General features: G+C 67.7%; 13 protein-coding genes. 2 read left to right on the top strand and 11 right to left on the bottom strand.

Annotated features, from left to right (window positions below; translation table 11 throughout):
* Positions 1 to 226: 226 nt before the first annotated feature.
* Complete coding sequence (locus F1193_RS17750; protein ID WP_425457201.1) at positions 227 to 694, bottom strand: Hsp70 family protein; 468 nt, start codon at positions 692 to 694, stop codon at positions 227 to 229.
* Between F1193_RS17750 and F1193_RS17415 the strand changes: the two genes are divergently transcribed.
* Entirely contained in the window at positions 605 to 1,069 is a 465-nt protein-coding gene (locus tag F1193_RS17415) for a hypothetical protein (RefSeq protein ID WP_246164109.1), read from the top strand. The two genes, F1193_RS17750 and F1193_RS17415, sit on opposite strands and share 90 nt — an antisense overlap.
* Before the next feature lie 367 nt (positions 1,070 to 1,436).
* Positions 1,437 to 2,849, top strand: a complete 1,413-nt coding sequence (locus F1193_RS03950; protein WP_150096377.1) for an MATE family efflux transporter — start codon at positions 1,437 to 1,439, stop codon at positions 2,847 to 2,849.
* Positions 2,850 to 3,165: 316 nt separating this feature from the next.
* Here F1193_RS03950 and F1193_RS03945 read toward each other — a convergent pair whose 3' ends face one another.
* From F1193_RS03945 to F1193_RS03900, 10 genes are all read right to left on the bottom strand, one after another.
* On the bottom strand, positions 3,166 to 3,825 hold the full coding sequence (locus F1193_RS03945) for a protein-S-isoprenylcysteine O-methyltransferase (protein ID WP_150096376.1): 660 nt from the start codon (positions 3,823 to 3,825) through the stop codon (positions 3,166 to 3,168).
* 12 nt (positions 3,826 to 3,837) lie between these two features.
* Positions 3,838 to 4,494: a TonB family protein gene (locus F1193_RS03940; RefSeq protein ID WP_150096375.1), complete on the bottom strand. Its 657-nt coding sequence runs from the start codon at positions 4,492 to 4,494 to the stop codon at positions 3,838 to 3,840.
* 86 nt (positions 4,495 to 4,580) lie between these two features.
* Positions 4,581 to 5,117 carry an ExbD/TolR family protein gene (locus tag F1193_RS03935; protein ID WP_210247289.1) on the bottom strand — a complete coding sequence of 179 codons (537 nt, stop codon included), beginning with the start codon at positions 5,115 to 5,117 and terminating at the stop codon, positions 4,581 to 4,583.
* Positions 5,117 to 5,752 (bottom strand): MotA/TolQ/ExbB proton channel family protein, encoded by a 636-nt coding sequence (locus tag F1193_RS03930; protein ID WP_150096373.1) that lies wholly within the window; start codon positions 5,750 to 5,752, stop codon positions 5,117 to 5,119. Before F1193_RS03930 ends, F1193_RS03935 begins: the two co-directional genes overlap by 1 nt.
* Positions 5,753 to 5,779: 27 nt before the next feature.
* Positions 5,780 to 7,978 (bottom strand): TonB-dependent receptor, encoded by a 2,199-nt coding sequence (locus tag F1193_RS03925; RefSeq protein ID WP_170263338.1) that lies wholly within the window; start codon positions 7,976 to 7,978, stop codon positions 5,780 to 5,782.
* A gap of 11 nt (positions 7,979 to 7,989) precedes the next feature.
* Positions 7,990 to 9,258, bottom strand: a complete 1,269-nt coding sequence (locus F1193_RS03920; RefSeq protein ID WP_150096371.1) for an MFS transporter — start codon at positions 9,256 to 9,258, stop codon at positions 7,990 to 7,992.
* Complete coding sequence (locus F1193_RS03915; protein WP_150096370.1) at positions 9,255 to 10,988, bottom strand: ABC transporter ATP-binding protein; 1,734 nt, start codon at positions 10,986 to 10,988, stop codon at positions 9,255 to 9,257. Before F1193_RS03915 ends, F1193_RS03920 begins: the two co-directional genes overlap by 4 nt.
* 2 nt (positions 10,989 to 10,990) lie before the next feature.
* Positions 10,991 to 12,703, bottom strand: a complete 1,713-nt coding sequence (locus F1193_RS03910) for an ABC transporter ATP-binding protein (RefSeq protein WP_170263336.1) — start codon at positions 12,701 to 12,703, stop codon at positions 10,991 to 10,993.
* 288 nt (positions 12,704 to 12,991) lie between these two features.
* A complete protein-coding gene (locus F1193_RS03905; RefSeq protein WP_170263334.1) occupies positions 12,992 to 13,915 on the bottom strand; it encodes a helix-turn-helix transcriptional regulator in 924 nt (307 codons plus the stop codon).
* A 638-nt stretch (positions 13,916 to 14,553) separates the two neighbouring features.
* Complete coding sequence (locus F1193_RS03900) at positions 14,554 to 17,442, bottom strand: DEAD/DEAH box helicase (RefSeq protein ID WP_150096367.1); 2,889 nt, start codon at positions 17,440 to 17,442, stop codon at positions 14,554 to 14,556.
* Positions 17,443 to 18,110: the final 668 nt, after the last annotated feature.

Raw genomic sequence — 18,110 nt, 5'->3', positions numbered from 1 at the left:
GCCGAAGCATCCGCCGATCTGATTGAACCGGACGGACGCTTCAAGTCCTTGATCCGGCTTCCGGTTGATCCCTTCGGGCCATCGGAAACGGTCTCGCCGAAAATCCCATGTTCGGTAACGGGATTTTCGGCGATCGGAATACGGCTCGAAGGCTCGATCAGCCGGAAACCGTATGAATTGTCGCAGTCTCTTCGCAAAACCAGCACCTGCCCTTGCGGAGACTGCTTTAGCCACTCGTCCCGCCAAACGCAATGCTATTGCGTCTCATTCGTAAAACAACTCGAGCGTCCGCCGATCTGATTGAACCGGACGAGCGCTCTAAGCCTTTGAGTAGTCGCATTCTCTTTCGCAATACCGGTCCCCACTTTTGCGGAGACTGCTTTAGGTCGAACTGCGCCACCGCAATGTGCCGGTACGGCGCAGTAGGCGGTCGGCCGCGGCATGATCGCCGGCGACGAGGCGTTCCAGTCCGGCTCCAGCCAGCGCTGCGCTCTGCTCGGCGATGCGGCGGACGGCTTCGAGCTCCGCCCGGCAACGCCGGCGATTGTCGCTGCCATTCAGGCGCGCGCCGCAAATCGGGCACGGCTCCAACACATCGGTGGTCATGGGCGGTGGCGATCACCTCGACCACGCCCTCCTCGATGCGCACGACCGAGACGGCGAATGTGCGGCCGCCGAGATCATAGACCAGCACCCGCTTGCCCTGCTGCTGGCCAGCCTCATAGACCAGCGCTGCCGCGGAAGGCCGAGCGCGTCTACGGTAGGCACGGCAGGGGCGACCGCGCCGCGATGTATCTTGGTCGCGAGTCTTGGCCGCGAGGGCAAGGTGCAGTCGGTGTATTTCCGGTTGCCGGAGCCTGGCAAGAACAAGAAAGGCGCGAACGTGGCGGACGATGCGAGTACCGCCGCGACGCCGCGCCCCGAGGTGTCCCGGAACGGCGTCGAGATGATCGGCGACCTTCGCGCCGACGCGCAGCACGAGGTGCTCGCGCAGGCGGGGTTCTTCTTCTTGTCGCTTATGAGAATATTTAATTTGTATAATTGCAATCTGTCACGTGCGGCAATTTAATGTTTCGGCGTTCTATTTTATTGCTATACTAAGCTGGTTTGAAGTCTCTGCTCACATTCCCCGTTCTCGAAAGGCCACCCGGCGGAAGATCGAGAGCATTCTCCGCAAGAATGGATGGCACCCTTGCGTCAAAGAATTCGGCAACTCAACAAGTTGGAGCAGTTGCTCGGCTCGGTCGGAACCGTGAACGCTTGATCGGCGCATGGTGTCGCGGCCGGGACGAAGGATCCCTCCGCAGGACCTGCACCGGCCGTGAACTCCGCTGCGTTCGGGAGCGGAAAGGCGAGCCGGTGCCCTGCGAAGTTCCGGCCAATTCCGCAACAGGATCCGGCCCAGAGGACCGACAGGCCCCGCAGAAGGACTCATCATGACCGAAGGTTCCGTATCCCGCGCCGGGCCGGCATCGCGTTCGCGGCTGCTGCCGACACTGCTTGTGTTGTCCGGTCCAATCATTGTCTCCCAGTTCGCGCAAATGGCGAACGGCGTTGTGGACGTCGTGATGGCAGGCAATCTCGGCGTTCTGACCCTGGGAGCCATCGCAGTCGGTGCCGCCGTCTGGACGCCGATGATGATTTTTCTGCTCGGCCTGCTGTACGGCATGACGCCGGCCATCGGCGCCCGTCTGGGAGAGGGGGATCCAGCGGGTGTCGCGGGCATCGTCCTGCGGGGCGTTGTGGTGGGCGTTCTGGGAGGCGCCTTGCTGGGGCTGGCGCTCTCTGCCGGCTGCGGTCCGTTGTTCCGCGCCGTCGGGGTGGCGCCCGAACTGATCCCGGAGGCGACGGCCTATCTGCAGTGGGTGGCGCTGGCCTTGCCGGGAATGGGACTGTTCCTGGCGGTTCGGTTCACCCTGGAGGCCCATCGGGCCCCGGCCATGGTCACCGTGGTTATCGTCGTGGGCGTCCTCGCCAAGATTTGGCTCAACGACGCTTTCGTCCACGGGCATGCCGGCCTGCCGGCGCTGGGAAGCGCCGGCTTCGGCGCGGCAACTGCGGCGGTGTCGTGGGGAATGGCGCTGGCGTTGATGGGCGTCACCCGCACGCATGGTGCCGTCCGGTATCTTTGGCAGCGCCCTCCGCGCATCGCCGAGTTATCCTTGGCGCGGATCGTCCGCTTCTGCCTGTTTGGTCTGCCGATCGCGCTGAATTTCCTGTCGGATTATCTGGTGATGGGGGTGGTGAGCGTGTTCATTGCCACCATTGGGGCCGTGGCGATCGGTGCCCACCAGATCGCCTTCAACATCCTCATGGTGATGCTGATGATCCCGACCGGCCTCAGCATGGCGGCGACGATTCTGATCTCCCGATCCGCGGGCGGCAGCGACCGGGCGAGCCTGCGCCCGCTCATGGCCTGGACGATGGGCCTTGCGGTGGTTTCGTCGCTGGCCATGGCGGCTGGCCTGGCGGCCTTCGACGCGGAGGTGGCGGGGCTCTATACCCAGGATCCCGCGGTTACCGCCCTGGCGCTCGATCTGCTCTGGGTGGTGGCCCTGATCCTGACCGTGGACGTGGTGGCCATCGCCTTGGGGTTTTTCCTGCGCGGCCTTGGAGACCCGGGCAGCCCGTTCTTGATCCAGCTTGGCGTGCACTGGCTCTTCAGCCTGCCTCTGGGCTACGCCCTGTGCTTCACGGACTGGATCGTCGCGCCATTGGGGCCGATCGGCTGGTGGTACGGATTGTCGGCCGGGCTGATCTTCACCGGCCTGCTGATGGCGTTGCGGTTGCGGCTGCGAATGGCCGGGAGCCCCGTGCCGGCCGGAGCGGCGCATGGCGCAGCGGAGTGATACGGCGTGCGGTCGATCCCTTCGGGATAACGAAAACCGTATATCCTTTCTCCACGGGCAACACGCGCCGTCGGGGCGCGCCGAACGGCTTCACGTATGTCGGCGGCATCAGCCGCATGTCGTGGCCCATCAGGAGCATCAGGCGACCGTGCGCCTCGTGAACGGCAACGTCCTGGCTGCGGTGGGCACGGTCATCGCGGCGTCCGGGGCGGTGACGCTCTCGTTCTGAAACGGAGACGGATGCCGGAATTCCATGTGGCGAGGGGGGCGATCTGCGGTGACATGCGAAAACGGCCGATCAAGCCGGAGTTTCGTATCACGCCGGGCTGCGCCAACGCGGCATGAGGCGGCCGGTTCGGCGGACGTACTCGTCCCACGCCCGTCCGAACAGGTCGCGCATCATCGCCTCCTCGCGGTTGATGCGCGTGACATAGACCGCGCCGAAGCCGACGAGGCCGGAGAGCGCGCCGGCCCAGTGCGGCACGAGCAGCGCCTGGGCGATCGCCATCAGCCACATCGCGGCGTACATCGGGTGGCGGATCCAGCGATAGACGCCGCGGGTGATCAGCGTGTGGTCCTGCTTGATTTCGAGGGTCGGCGACCACTGGCGGCCGAGATCGGCGTGCGAGCGCCAGAACAAGAGATCGGCGATCAGGTAAATGACCGCGCCGGCGATGACCGCGGCGGGGCTGGCGGGCGCAACCCATTGCGGCGGCCAGGGCCAGAAGATCGTCACCCAGGGCAGCACCATGACACCCATGGCGGCGGCGAGCAGCACGAGCTTTTCGGTGATGTCGATGCGGGTCTCGACGAGCGGGCCGTTGCGGGTGTGGGCGTAGAGATTGCGCAAGACCCACATCGTCAGGCTGCCGGCGACGAACGCCCGCGTGCCCCAATCGCCGGTGTCGGCGAACAGAACATAGGAGGTGAGCAGGGCGAGGGGGACGACGGTGCCGATGAGGGTGCGCGGCTGCATGGACAGAGGTTCCTAACGTATGCGGATGGAGACGTTGCCGGCGAAGCTGCCGCCGGGCGGCGGCGGAAAGGAGATGCTGGCGAGCACGGCGCGAATGGCGCGGTCGATGGTGAAGTTTCCCGACGCGCGTGCCAGCCGGTGCGACACCAGCCTGCCGTTCGGGCCGATCGAGAAGGCCACCACAACGACGCCGGCCACTTCTTCCAGGCCAAGGCCATCGACCCGGGCCTGGAGAATGGCCCGCACCCGCGCGGCATAGCCGGGATCGCGGCCGGACCGCGTTGCGGCGGCGGGCGCAGCCGCCTTCGCTTGCGAGGGCGCGCTAAGGCGGGCCGGCTCTTTGCGGCGAGCTGGAGGCTCGGCTTTCGGCTTCGGCCGCGGGGGCGCGGGGCTTGGTTTGGGGGGCTCGGCAACGATCGGCTCCGGCTCAGGCGTGACGATCGGCTCCGGCGGCGGCTCGATGATAGGTTCCGGCTCGGGCACAGGGTCAGGCTCCGGTTCCGCAACGGGTTCGGGACGCGGTGGCGGTGGCTCTGGCGCGGCGTCCACCGGCTCCGGCGCGGGCAGCTCGCTGACAACGGTGATCTCGACCTCCGTGGGCGGCGCTTGCGCCGGATCGGGACTGGGCAGCACGATCAGCGCCGAGGCATGCACCGCCGTGACCAGCACGATGAGGCCGGCCCGCCGTCCGCGACCCGATGGGCGGTCCGCGGGCGGTGGCGCCAAGGCGGTACGCCGGGAGATTGCCGCAAGGGTCATTGCGCGGCGGTGCCCGCTGGCGGAACCGTCGCGGTGGCCAGATTGCCGCTCTCGGCCTTGCCGGCCTCCGGCGTGGCACTGGCGCGGGCGTCAGGCCCCCCGGTAGCCTCGCGCGCCGTCTTCGGCTCGGTGACCAGCGCGAGACGGCGAACACCGGCGCCAGCGAGCAGATCGACGATGCCGACCATCTCGCCATAGGCGAGGTCGCGGTCGCCGCGCACCCGTACCGCGTGGTCATTGTCCGCGATCCTTGCCAGCACCGTCGCCGCCAGTTCCTCGCGGACGACCGGGGTCTGATCGACGGCGATGTGGCCGTCGCGATCGACCGAGACGACGATCGGATCCTTGGGATCGAGCGGCTTGGCCGTCGAGGCGCGCGGCAGATCGAGCTTCAGGCCGGCGGCCAGCAGCGGCGCGGTGATCATGAACACCACCAGCAGCACCAGCATGACGTCGACCAGCGGCGTGACGTTGATCTCCGCCGACGGGCGGTAGCTGCCGGGACGCGAGGATCCCAATCCGCCAGGGCTCATCATCCATCTCCATGCGTGGGGGAAGCAGGGCCGATGCCGAGCGCAACCGCGCGGCTCTCGACGTGATGGCGCAGCCGCTGCCCGGCGTGGCCGAGCACGGCGGAGAGGCGGTTGTAGCCGAGCGAGGCCGGAATGGCGGCGACGAGGCCGATGGCGGTTGCCGCCAGCGCCTCGGCGATGCCGGGCGCCACGACCGCGAGGGAGGTGTCCTGCGACGCGGCGATGCCCATGAAGCTCGACATGATGCCCCACACCGTGCCGAACAGGCCGATGAACGGTGCGGCGGTGGCGATCATCGCCAGAGCGGGCAGACCGCGTTCGAGCCGCATCATCACGAGGTCCGCTTCGCGCCCCATCGCCTCGGCGATGCGGGCGCGCCGTTCGGCGACGGACTCGGCGGCGATGTGAAGGCGGGCGGCCTCCTCGCCGGCCCGCTCGACGCCGGCGAGGAGCGCGGGCGCCTCGCCGCACGAGGCCGCCTTGAGCGCGCGGTTGAGGCCGCGATGGCCGAGCCAGACCTCGATCATCGCCACCCAGCACCAGATCGACGCCGCGGTCAGCGCCAGGATCACGCTGCGGCCGACCCAGCCGGCCGACAGGAACAGCCCGAGCGGCGTCATGTCCACCGTGTGCATGTCACGCCTCCGCAATCAGGAAAGCGGTCACAGCCGCACCTTGGCGCCGAGGCCGAAGGTGCGGCCGCGGGCGTAGCTCACGCCGGAGAGCATTTCGCCCGTCTTGGCGGACGGGGCATAAACATTCCCGTATGAAATGGTTTCCTCATTCAGCAGATTGCTGCCGAAGAGATAGAACTCCCGCTTCTCCCACTCCAGGCCGGCCCGCGCTCCCAGATAGTGCGAGGAATCGAGCAGGAACATGTTGCCGGCGTCGGCGAAACGCGCATCGACGAAGCTGTAATCCAGCCGCCAATACGCCTGTGCATCGCCGAGCTGGCTGCCGAGACCGAGTTTCTCGACATGGGTACGGTGGGCGAGCGAGGCCTTGAGGGTCCACTCCGGGACGTTGGGGATCTTGTTGCCGTCCACGAGCCCGTTCACCAGAGTGGCAAGAACCGGCAACACATTGAGCAACTCGCCCTGGGTGTAGGCGGCGCCGAAGCCGACGTCCCACCCCTCGGCGATGCGATAGCTGCCCTCGAGCTCGCCGCCCCAGCTCTGGACATCGACATTGAGTGCCAGCACCTCAAGCGTCGTGGTGTTGAAGGCAGTGATCTGCTCCTGCGAGACGTCGTTGTAGAACAGGGCACCGGACAGGTTCAGCCGGTTGTCGAGGAACGAGCCGCGGCTGCCGATCTCATAGGCGATCATCGACGTCGGATCGTACGGATCGCGGGGGATGCCGAAGGCCGCGAAGTGGTTGGACATGCCGTAGCCGCCACCCTTGTAGCCGCGCGCCACGCTGACCCAGCTCGACAGGTTCGGCGACCACTCATAGGCAAGCGAGGTGCGGCCGGTCCAGAAGCCGTAGGACATGGTGCCTTGCTCGGCAAATGAGGGGACTGTCCCCGGGGTACCGTCGGACGTGTAGAGGTTGTCGAAGTCCTTGCTTTCGTGGGTCAGGCGCCCGCCGACGGTCCATTTCAGCTTGTCCCACAGCGGAAGCGTGATCTCGCCGAACACCGCGGCACCAGTGGTGGTCTGGGTGTAGTCCTGGGTGCCGGCCATGAGCGGGGCGTAAAGCCACAGCTTGTTGTCCTGAACGAGATTCGCAGTGTCCTGATAGCCGACCACGCCGGCGATCCAGGAGATGGCGGAGCCGGGATTGGAGGTGAGGCGGAATTCCTGGGTGGCGCGCGACTCGTCGCGGGTCCAGTAAATGTGGTTGGTCGCCGGATCGGCGAACATCGAGGTTGGCAGGCCCGACATCGCGCTGGCGAGATGCACGTCGAGCGCGTTGTAGCGGGAGTTGACCTCGGCCTTGTGGTAGGAGGTCTGGGCGGTGAAGGTGAAGGCGTCGAAGGCGTATTCGAACTTCGAGTTCAGATTGACGAACTCCATGTTCTCATCGGCGACCGAATAGCCGGCGATCTTTTCCATGCCGTCGCCGAGCTGCATGTAATAAATTGGAGACAGATCGGTCTTCTCGCCGCTGGCGCTGACCAGCCAGCGGGTACGCTCGTTGGGGGTGAACAGCAGCGAGCCACGCCCGACATAGGACGTTTCATCGCCCAGATCGGAGCCTTCGGTGTTGGGGATGAAGCCGTCGATGCCGCGGGCGCGGAAGGCGATGCGGCCGGCGACCTTCTCCGGCACGATGGCGCCGGCCAACGCGCCCTCGACCTGGCGGTGATTGTCGGAGCCGTATTCGACCCCGACATAGGCTTCGGGCGTTTGGCTCGGCAGCACCGGAATGAGGTTGATGGCACCGCCCGAGGTGTTGCGGCCGAACAGCGTCGACTGCGGTCCCTTCAGCACCTCGACCCGCTGCAGGTCGAAATAGGCCGAGTTCGAGGCGGCGAGCGAGGTCGGCGCGCCGTCGATGAAGGTCAGCACCGAACTGTCGTCGGGGCTCAAGGGAAAGGTCACGGCGCCGACGCCGCGCATGATGATGAAGTCGTTGGAGCGGTCGCCGAAGGTGGGCTTCACCGCGCCGGCGATGTCGCGCAGCGCCGTGGTGCCGTCGATGATGCGCTTCTGTTCGAGCTCGGTGCGGCTGATCGTTTCGACCGAGAACGGGATGTCGCGCAGCTTCTCGGTCCGCTTGCGGGCGGTGACGGTGATTTCCTCGATCGTCTCGGTCTCGGTGTTGTTCTCGCTCTGGTTCTCCGGCTCGGCATAGGCCGGCGTCAGGGCGGTGGAGCAGAGCAGAGACGAAGCCAGCAGTATCGTGGATCGGCGCAAAGGGGCCCCCATTATTGCGGTTGTTCCAGAGAAGGGTGGTGAAGAAGGGCGCGGACCTCGGGTCCAGCCGCGACGATCAGCGCCACGACCGCGCCGATCGCGACAAGGCCGGTGACCGCGGCGAACAGGCCGTTGAGGCCGATTGCGGCGATCACCGCACCGGCCGCAGCTGCAGCAACGATGGAGATCAGCGCGTCGATGCCGGTGAGGGCGGCGGCCTGGGTGGCGGCGCGCTCGCCGTGGCACACGGCGAGGGTGAGGGCGCGATAGACGACGAAGAAGGCGTAGGAGGTGCCCATCACCAGAAAGGTGAGGGCGATGACCGCCTCCCAGGCGAGAATGGCCGAGCCCGCCGCGGCTGGAACGCCGAAGCCGGCGACCGAGGCGAGACACAGCGCGGCGAGGGTGCGCCACGCGCCGAAGCGCGCCATGCCCGCGCCGACCACACTCGAGGCGGCGAGGCCGACGATATTGGCGCCGAGCGCCGACAGCAGGCCGATTTCGCCGACACTGAGCCCGGCATCGACCTGCAGGATCGGCAGCGCGCCGGAGGCCAAGCCGAAGCTGCCATGCACGAACACCGAGATGGCGAGCCGCCGCTGCACCAGCCGGCTGACGAGGAACGCCCACAGACCGCCGCGCTGTGGCGCGGCTTTGTCGGCGGCGCGCATGGCGGCGCGATCGGGCAGCACCAGCGCCGGCAGCGCCACCAGCAGCGACAGTGCCGCCACCGCGATCACAAGCGTCGTCCAGCCGCGGTCGCCGAGCACGAGGATGACGACGCCGAGCACGGTGCCGCCGGCCGCGGCGGCGATGCCCTGGTGAACCGCCGAGCGCTGGCGGTCGGCGGCGCCCAGTGTGGCGACGAGGTAGGCGTCACTCGCCGTGATGGCGGTGACCAGCAGCGTCACCACCAGCGTGCTGAGGCCCAGCATCGGCCACACCGAGCCGGCGGGATCGATCGCCAGCAGCCCCAGCAGAGCCAACACCGCCAGGATGAGGAACAGGCGCAACATCGTGCGGTGGCGCGCGATGCGCCCGGCCGCCCACCGCTCCACCAGCGGCGCCCACGCCACTCTGAGCGCGAACGGCAGGTAGGCGAGGAAGACAAGCCCGACCACCTCCGGCGGATGGCCCGCCTGGCGCAGGGTGGCCGGCAGGATGGTGTAGACGAAGAACATCGCGATCATCGCGACGGCGTAAGAGGAGGCGGCAACCGCCTGGACGGTGGCGCGGCCGGCGGAGTTGGGCGCGGCGGCTGCGGTGTGAGGGCCGCTCATCGCAGCCTCCAGCCGCTGGCGCGCTGCTGCGCCGCCCACAGGCCGGCATAGAGGCCGCCACGTGCCAGCAGTTCGTCGTGGCAGCCGCGCTCGATGATGCGGCCGCGGTCCATCGCCAGGATCTGGTCGGCACCGGCGATGGTGTGGAGGCGGTGCGCTACCACGATCACCGTGCGGCCGCTTTCGAGCGCGGCGACGGCATCCTGGATCGCCTTCTCGGACAACGGGTCCATCGCCGAGGTCGCCTCGTCGAGCACGACGATCGGCGCGTTCTTCAGCAAGGCGCGGGCGACGGCGACGCGCTGGCGCTCGCCGCCCGACAGGGTGCGGCCGCCGTCGCCAAGGCGGGTGTCGAGGCCGTGCGGCAGCGCCGCCACCAGCTCGTCGAGGCGGGCCGCCGTTACCACCGCCTTGAGCCGGGCGTCGTCGGCGCCGGGATCGCCGAGCAGGATGTTGGTGCGCAGCGTGTCGCGGAACAAATGGACGTTCTGGTCCACCACCGAGATCAGCGCCTGCAGCCGGGCTGGGTCGGCTTCGGCAATGTCGAGGCCGCCGATCCTGATCGAGCCGCCGGCCGGATCGTAGAAGCGCGCCAGCAGCGCAAGCACGGTTGATTTTCCAGCGCCGCTCGGCCCGACGATGGCGGTGACGGTGCCGCGCAGGGCGGTGAAGGTGACATGCTCGACTGCGGTCCGCCCGTCCTTGCCGTAGGCGAACGACACCTGGTTGGCGCGAACGTCGAGGGTGTCGGCGAAGTCGCGTCGGCTGCCGGTCAGAACCGGTTCGGCGAAGAACGCCTCCATGCCGCAGCGGGCCTGTTCGCCGAGGCGGAAGATCAAGGCCTGCTTGATCACTGCGCTGGTCCAGGCGGTCTGGGCGGCGATGGCGAGAAACAGCGCCACCATGGCCTCGGGCGGCGAGCCCGCGCCGCCACCGCTCAGGGCGACCGCGACCAAAGCGAGTGGAACGCCGAGCGACAGCAGGAGGGCGTTGGCTTCCTGCATCGCCACCAAGCGCGGCGTGTTGCGGCGCATCAGCTGGTAGGCACCCTCGACGACGTCCTGGAACTGCGCCAGCGCCTCGCCCTTGCGCAGGAACATGCGGAACACCGCGATGCCCTCGCCATATTCGCCAATGCGGTGGTTGAGGTCGGTGATGAAGCGCGAGCGCGTCGCCAGCACGCGCGCGACGACGCGGACGATCGGCTGATGCACCACGAGCGCAACGAGGAGGGTGCCGATCATCACCGCGACCACCAGCGGCGAGAACAGCGCCGCCAGGGCGAACAACACGAGGCCGGCCACCGCGCCGGCCAGGATCCGGTGCAGCGTGAAGGTCGAGCACTCGTTGATCCAGCGCCCGTCCTCGCCGACCAAGGTGGCAAGGCGGGCCGGCCTCCAGCGCACCAGCACGCCGAGCGGAACGGCGCGCATGTGCTGGATCAGCCGGCGGCGCACGGTTTCGGTGGCGGTATTGCCGGCCTGGAAGCCGGCGCTCCACGCCACCCGCAACGCCAGCGTGCGCACCACGAAGGCGGCGACGACCGCGCCAGCATAGGGCAGGAGGTCGGACGGGGTGGCGTCGCCCGCGGCGAGACGGACGAGGCCGAGCCCGACCGCAGCCGCCGGCACCGCCGCGGCCAGCCCCTCCACCAGTGTCGCGACAAGGCTGAGGACGAACTTGCCGCGCGCCGCGCCAAGGTGCGCCCAGATGAACGACAATAGTTTCATGGTCAGTTCCCCCGGCTGGCGTGGCGATAGCTGCGCACCGCCTGATGGGCCGCCCACATGCGGGCGTAGAGCCCGCCGGCCGCGACGAGATCGTCGTGCCGGCCGCGCTCGGCGATCCGCCCCTGGTCGAGCACCAGGATCTCGTCGACATGGGTGATGGTGTGCAGGCGGTGGGCGATGACGATCATGGTTCGCCCGTGGGCGAGTTCGGCGATCGCGGTCTGGATCTCCGCCTCGTTCTCGGGGTCGGCGAAGGCGGTGGCCTCGTCGAGGATCAGGATCGATGCGTCCTTGAGAATGGCGCGGGCGATCGAGATGCGCTGGCGCTCGCCGCCGGACAGGCCGTGGCCGCGCTCGCCGACCAGCGTGTCGTAGCCATTCGGCAGGGCGCTGATGAAGTCGTGGGCGCGGGCGGCCTTGGCGGCGGCAATGATGTCGGCATCGCTGGCATCGGCGCGGCCGAGCCGGATGTTGTCGGCGATGGTGCCGGCGAACAGGAACACGTCCTGGAACACCACGGCGAGGCGGGCGTGGAGATCCTCCGCGCTCATGTCGCGGATATCGACGCCACCGATACGAACCGCGCCGCTGCGCACGTCGAGGAAGCGGGCGACGAGGCGCACCAGCGTCGATTTGCCCGATCCGCTCGGCCCGACCAGCGCGAGGCTGCGGCCCGGCTCGACCCGGACCGAAACGCCATCGATGACCGCCCGCTTGCCATAGGCGAAGCCGACCTGATCGAGTTCAACCGCCGCCGGGCCGATGGTGCCCTTGGTCGCGCTCTCCGGCATCTCGGGCAGGGAGAGGATGGACTCGATGTTGTCGAGGTGCTGCACCTGCCGCATCACCCGGTGGCTGATGCCCTGGATGGCGCCGAAGATGTCGCCAAGGCCGAGCGCAAGCGCGAGGAACACCGCCAGCGTCGCGGTGCTGACCTCGCCGGCCGCCGCCATCAGCAGCCCGGCGGGTGCCACCACCAGCAGATGGCTCGACAGCAGGATCTGCGCGAGGCCGCCGGGCACCACGGCGTCGCGCATCCAGTCGTTGGAGAAGCGCGTCATCAGCGCGAACATGTCGAAGGCGCGCTGCGTCGCCTGCTCGGCCTGATCGAACAGGCGCACGGTCGGCAGGCCGTCGGCGATCTCGGCGGTGGTCTCGGCGAGCCTGGCCTGGATCTCGATATAGTCGCGGGTCGGCCCTTCGCCGGATTTCAGCAGGCGGCCGAGCAGCCACATGCCGACCACCATCGGCACCAGCGTCAAGACCGTCAGCCGCCAATCGACCACCACGAGGGCGACCAGCACCAGCAGCGGCGCCAGCAACGCGGCGCTGGTCTCCGGGATCAGATGGGCGATGCCGTCCTCGGTGGCCTCGACGTCGTCGAGCAGGATGGAGCGGACGCGGCCCTTGGCGGTGTCGTCGAACCAGCCGAGCGGCACCCGCGACAGCTTGGCGGCGAGGCGAAGCCGCAGATCCTTCTGGACGCGGAAGGCGATGAGATGGGACAGCGCCGTCGACAGCCCGAAGAACACATGGCGGCCGATGAGGCCGGCGACGCCGGCAAGGCCGATGACGAGGAGGCGGTCGCTATTCGGGTTCGGCGAGGTCAGCTCGACGAAGGCCAGCGCCGCAGCGAGGTAGGGCGACAGCGCGAGCAGCGCGGCCAGGGTGCCGGCGACAGCCGATCCGGCAAGCAACCGGCGCCCGCTCGTCATCAGAGTCAGAATCCTGCGGGCGACCGCCGGAACGGAGAGGGGAGCGCCTTCCCGATTTCCGGGGTCAAATCCGGCGCATGAATCAGTATTGGCGTCGCCAGTCTCTGTTTTTCTGCCGACGAATCCGTCGTCTTTATTTATTCCAATGTAGCTCGACACGGCCTGCACTCTCTTTATGAGTGAAGCCGACATCTAAGGCCAGCGCTGTTGCGAGCAAATCGCAGTCAGTTTTGTGCGCCGGAATAAGATCTTTGCGCAAACGACACCCTGCACGCCGCATGGGCCGGCTCACGACGCCCGCAGCTCCGAGCGGGGTGGGTGGCCGAAGCGGCGGCGGTAGGCGGTGGCGAAGTTCCCCGGGCTCGCGAAGCCGACGCGGTAGGCGATCTGCGCCACGGTCAGGCGGTTCTCGCGCAGCAGGACACGCGCGACGTCGAGGCGGCGGTCGCGCAGATAGTCGATGATGGTGACGCCGAACGCCTGCTTGAAGCTGCGGCGCAGCGTCGTCTCGTTGACGCCGATCTCGCGGGCGATCTGGCCGATGGTCGGTGGATCGGCGAGGGCGCTCTCCAGCATCGCCTGGACCCGTTCGGCCTGCTCGCGGCGCAGCCGGGAGAGGGTGGGGCAGGCCGTTGCTGCGCCATCGAGATCGATCGCGATTTCGAAAATGGCGGCGAGGATGCGCGCTTCCGCGTAGAGCCGGGCGAGCGCGCCGGCATATGGGTTGGCGGCAAGGTCGAGCAGGGCGGCGCGCAGGCGTTCGGCGCGCTCGAACTGCCGGAATTGCAGGCCGCACCGGCAGCCGCGCAGGGGCGCCAGTTGCAGGTCGTCGAGCAGGGGCGCAAGGCCCTCAGCCTCGACGAAAAACCCGCTCATGTCGCAGGTCTGGCCGGCGCGGAAGTGCGTCCTGAACCGCATCGGCTCGCCGAGCGCGATCAGGGTCGGCACGCCGATGCGGTCGGTGGTGATCGAACGGCCCTCGACATCGGCAGCATGGCAGCCCGCGGTCAGCATGCCGACGAAGATGCTGGCTTGGTAGACGCCGGAGACCGGGATGTCGTGGAGATAACGAAAGCGGCACCCGCTGGTGAAGACGGACGGGCGGACGGCGTTGAACCAGAACTGGCCGTAGGCGAACGCCGTGTGCTCGTCGATGGCGATCTCATCCACGCCGGCCCACATCTTCTCGATGTTGGGGCAGGAGCCGATCATGTCTGCCACCGAGAGGGTCCGGTCGGCGTCGGCCGGCGGCACCGCCCGGCCCCATGCTACATTGTTCCGGCGATTCATCGGCTGCCACCCTGCACGCGGACGATGGAGGTAAAAACAAAGGGTATGCGAATAGATCGCATTCGCATTCGCATTCGCATACCATGCACGCCGCTGTCCAGCCATGTGCGCCGCGAAGACGCCATCCAGTGACGGACCCGCCGCGGGGCAGAGGCCGGGCGGATGACATGAGGCCGAACGACTTGCGATGCGCCGCCGGCCGCGTCATACGGTTTCCGGCTGATCAAGCCCTCGAGCCGTATTCCGATTGCCGAAAATCCCGTTATCGAGAGTTTCTTGGAGGACTGGGGATTTCGGCGAGACCGTTTCCGGTATCCCGAAGGGATCAACCTGAAACCGTATCATCGGTCGCGTGGCTCCGCCCCCACCACGGCCGCAGGTGGCGCATCCCGCGCCGCCGAGGGGTGTCGACGCGGGATTGCAGCGGCCGAGCGCGTCGGGCCGATTGCGGTCCGAGCCGCCGGGTGCCTGCCGGTGCCGTTCGCCTAAGCGCTTGTTTTGCTGATGAGAATGGCGCGCCATTCAGAACAAAACTGCGAACTCTTATGTAATTGAAATTCCTATATAATTTTTAGGATTGGCGTCGGCAAGGTGGCCAGGGGCTCGCGGCAGGCGGCGACGATCGCCTCGGTGGCGTCGAGAAGGCGCGCGACCTCGGCGCCCGAGACCAAGTCCGTGCCGGGCCACAGCGCGGCGAGCGTGGCCGTGGTGTTCGGCGGGATCGTGCCGCGCTCGACCAGCGATGCGATCTGGGCCGGCGACGCGGTAGCGGCACCGAGCAGCAACTCGCCGAGCGCCACCAGCCGGGCCGCCGCCGCATCGCCGATCGCCTTGGCGAGCAATGCTGGCGCCTCCTCCGGGAAGCCGCCCTGCGCCAGCACGCGGGCCATGCGCACCGCTCGCTCCGCCTTGCCGTGCAGGGTTGCCGCCTCGGCGGCTTTGCGCTCGACCGACACATCAGTCTCGACGAAGGATGGCGCCCGGTGCAGCACCCGCACCGGGCCTTCCACCAGCTGCAGCACGCCGCTCGCCTGCAGCCGCTGCATGGCGGTCCAGGTCGCGCGGTCGACCAACTCGACCTTCGGCGCGGTGCCGTCGCCGGTGGCGAGGCGCTTTTGCTCGGCCGCGAGCGCCTCGCCGTTAAGGTCGAGCACCGCCAGCACGCGCACCCGGCCGTCGCCGCCCTGCCGCGCCTCGATCAGCAGCGCCGCCTCACCGTGGCGGCATTTCAAGTCCTCCGCGACCGCTTCGTCCGGCGACACGATGCGCGGCGCAGCCTTTTCGGCAGCCTCCATCATCGCCTGCATGCGCTCGACCATGGCGCCGCGGCCGGAGGGCATCTTGAGCGCCGACACGTCGCCCTGGCCGTCGAGCACACCGTCGGCCAGGGCCTGCTTCTGGCCGAGCAGATGCAGGATACCGTGCTCGATCGAGCCCTCGCAGACGAGGTTGACGACCGTCACCGCGCGGGTCTGGTTCTTGCGCCAGGCGCGGGCGATGCGCTGCTCCAGCCTAGCCGGGTTCCATGGCAGATCGACATTGATCACCGCGCTGGCGACCTGGAGATTGAGCCCGACGCTGCCGCTGTCGGTCGACAGAAACAGTCGGCACGCGGGGTCGTTCTTGAACCTTGTGATCTCGGCGCGGCGGCGCTGCTGCGGCACCGAGCCGGTGTGCCAGGCGGTCTCGATCCCCATCTCGGCGGCGAGCTCGCGCACCAGCTCCAGCATGCGCTCCCATTCGGAGAACACGATCACTTTGCGGTCCGGTTCCTCGAACAGATCGCCGAACACCCGCTCCAGCTCTTCAAGCTTCGGGCTCACCCGGCAGCTTGGGTCGAGGATCGCCGGCGTGTCGCACACCATGCGCATGCAGGCGAGCAGCATCTGCAGGCGGTCGAATTCCTTTGGCAACAGCGGCCGGCGCTGCGCGATGGCGATGAGACGCGCCGCCTGCGACTTGTAATCGTCGTAGCGCGCCTTCTGCTCCTCGACCATCGGCACGAAATAATTGGTGACGGTGCGGCCGGGCAGTTCGCGCTCGACGTCGGCCTTGCGCCGCCGCAGCATGACCGGCGCGACGCGCCGGTGCAGATCATCGAGATTCTTGTAGTCAGCCGGCCGGCCGCGCTCGTCGAGCTGATAGAAGTCGCGATTGAAGCGGAACAGCGGCCCAACCAGCTCGGGATCGAGATACTGGACGATCGAGTAGAGCTCGTCGATCCTGTTCTCGACCGGCGTGCCGGTCAGCACGAAGACATAAAGCGAACGCAGCGACTTCACCCGCCGCGCCGTCTTGGTCTGCCAGTTCTTGATCCGCTGCGCCTCGTCCAGCACCACGAGATCGGGCGACAGGACGGCGTTGATGTCGTCGGCGTCGACGAGCACCTGCTCGTAGTTGACGATGGTGAAGAAGACCGGATCGCGGTATCGCGCAAGGCGCTCCGCCCGCGGCCCGAACACCGAATGCGCCGGCCGGTCGGTGAAGCGGGCGATCTGCTCCTCCCACTCGGCCTTCAGCGAGGCTGGGCAGACGATGAGGACGCGCGAAATCCCCTTGCGGCGGGCCAGGAGCTCGCAGGCGGCGATCGCCTGCACGGTCTTGCCGAGCCCCATCTCGTCGGCGAGCAGCGCGCGCTCGCCGAAGGCAAGATGCAGCATGCCCTCGCGCTGGTAGGGCAGAAGCGGCAGCTTCACCACCTCGAAATCGGCCTCGCCGCGCGTCACCTCGGCCAGGAAGGCGGCGCGCTCCTCGATGCGCGAGCGTGTCCGCTGCTCCCGCGCGAGCCACGGTCCGAAGAGGCGCGAGACGCGCAACCGCAGCCGCACGTCGGCCGGCGCTACAGACCACGCATCGACGAGGGTGGCGATATTATCGGGAGCCGGGTCGAGCGTGCCGTCAGCGGCGAGGAAAGGCGCCAGCCAGCCGCGCACCGGCTCACGGTCGTCCTCCAGTTCGCTCTCCGCGACCGGCCAGGCGATCATTGGGCGCGGCGTGCCGCGGCGATCGAGGAAGATCTCCACCCGCGTCGGGCCGGCCGCGGCCGCCGCGCGGAACGCCTTGGCGCCCCGCCTGTGCAAGGCCGCCAGCACGCCCTCGACGTGCTTGCAGGTGCCGAGCCCGTTCACCCGGTGATCGATGCAGCCGCACGAATTGGAAAAGCCCTTGAGGTCGCGGATCTCCACCTCGTAGGAGCCGCCGGTTTCCGAGCGGGTCTTGAAGGTTCCGAAAACCGGATGGTCCGCCTCAATCGTCTCGATGGCGACGATCTCGGTGGTGCCGCGCCAGCGGCGCAGTGCGATCTCCTCGTCGTCGGTGGTGTTCCAGCCCTGCAGGGCGGGCCGATCGAGCACCTTACGGGCCCGTCCACTCGTCTTCGGCACGGCCCGCTTCGCCGCCTTGCCGGGCCGCGTCCCGCCGCTGGACTTGGTGCGCGATTCCTTTGCCATAGAGGCGACGCTAACAAGATCAAAGGACAGGTCAACGGGTCATACGGTTTCCGGCTGACAAGCCGGTGAACCGTATTCCGATCGCCAAAAAATCCCTTCCAACTCAAGGATTTTTCGGCGAGACTGTGTCCTGTATCCCGAAGGGATCAACCGGAAACCGTATCAGTCCCGCCTTTCGAAAATCAGCTTTCCGCCCCCCCATACTTTGCCGCCAGCCCCGCTGACCGTGGATGAAGCGGCGGGACCATCTTTCAAATCTGAGGGGTGGGTGGAAAACGCTCAGCGTGCCGGTCGAATTGTCCGCCGAGCCGCGACACCGGACGCTTCGCTGAAAAGATGCCGCGGAATATTGATGATGGCAAAACGTCGTCGCTCCTCGGCGTGGGTTTCAAAATCGGCTTCAACAAAAATCTCGACCGTTTCCTCGCTGGCGTGACCTGGACCCGGATGGGAGAATCACCGAAGTCGACTCCATGCCGGCGGCCATTCTGTCCGCGGATGATCGCGTGAGGTATTGTGTGTCCCTTGTGAGCACCCACGTCCACGCCACCGATACGAACGCATCACCGATGGGCGACTTGTCCTACGAACAGTCGCCCATCCAGCGCGGCTTGAGGACTCTCAATCACGCCGCGGCCTGCCGCCAGGCCGTGTTCACCGCCGCGAGG

It is taken from the genome of Blastochloris sulfoviridis (assembly GCF_008630065.1).
Classification (GTDB): Bacteria; Pseudomonadota; Alphaproteobacteria; order Rhizobiales; family Xanthobacteraceae; genus Blastochloris; species Blastochloris sulfoviridis.
This window is presented reverse-complemented; position numbering and strand designations above follow the sequence as displayed.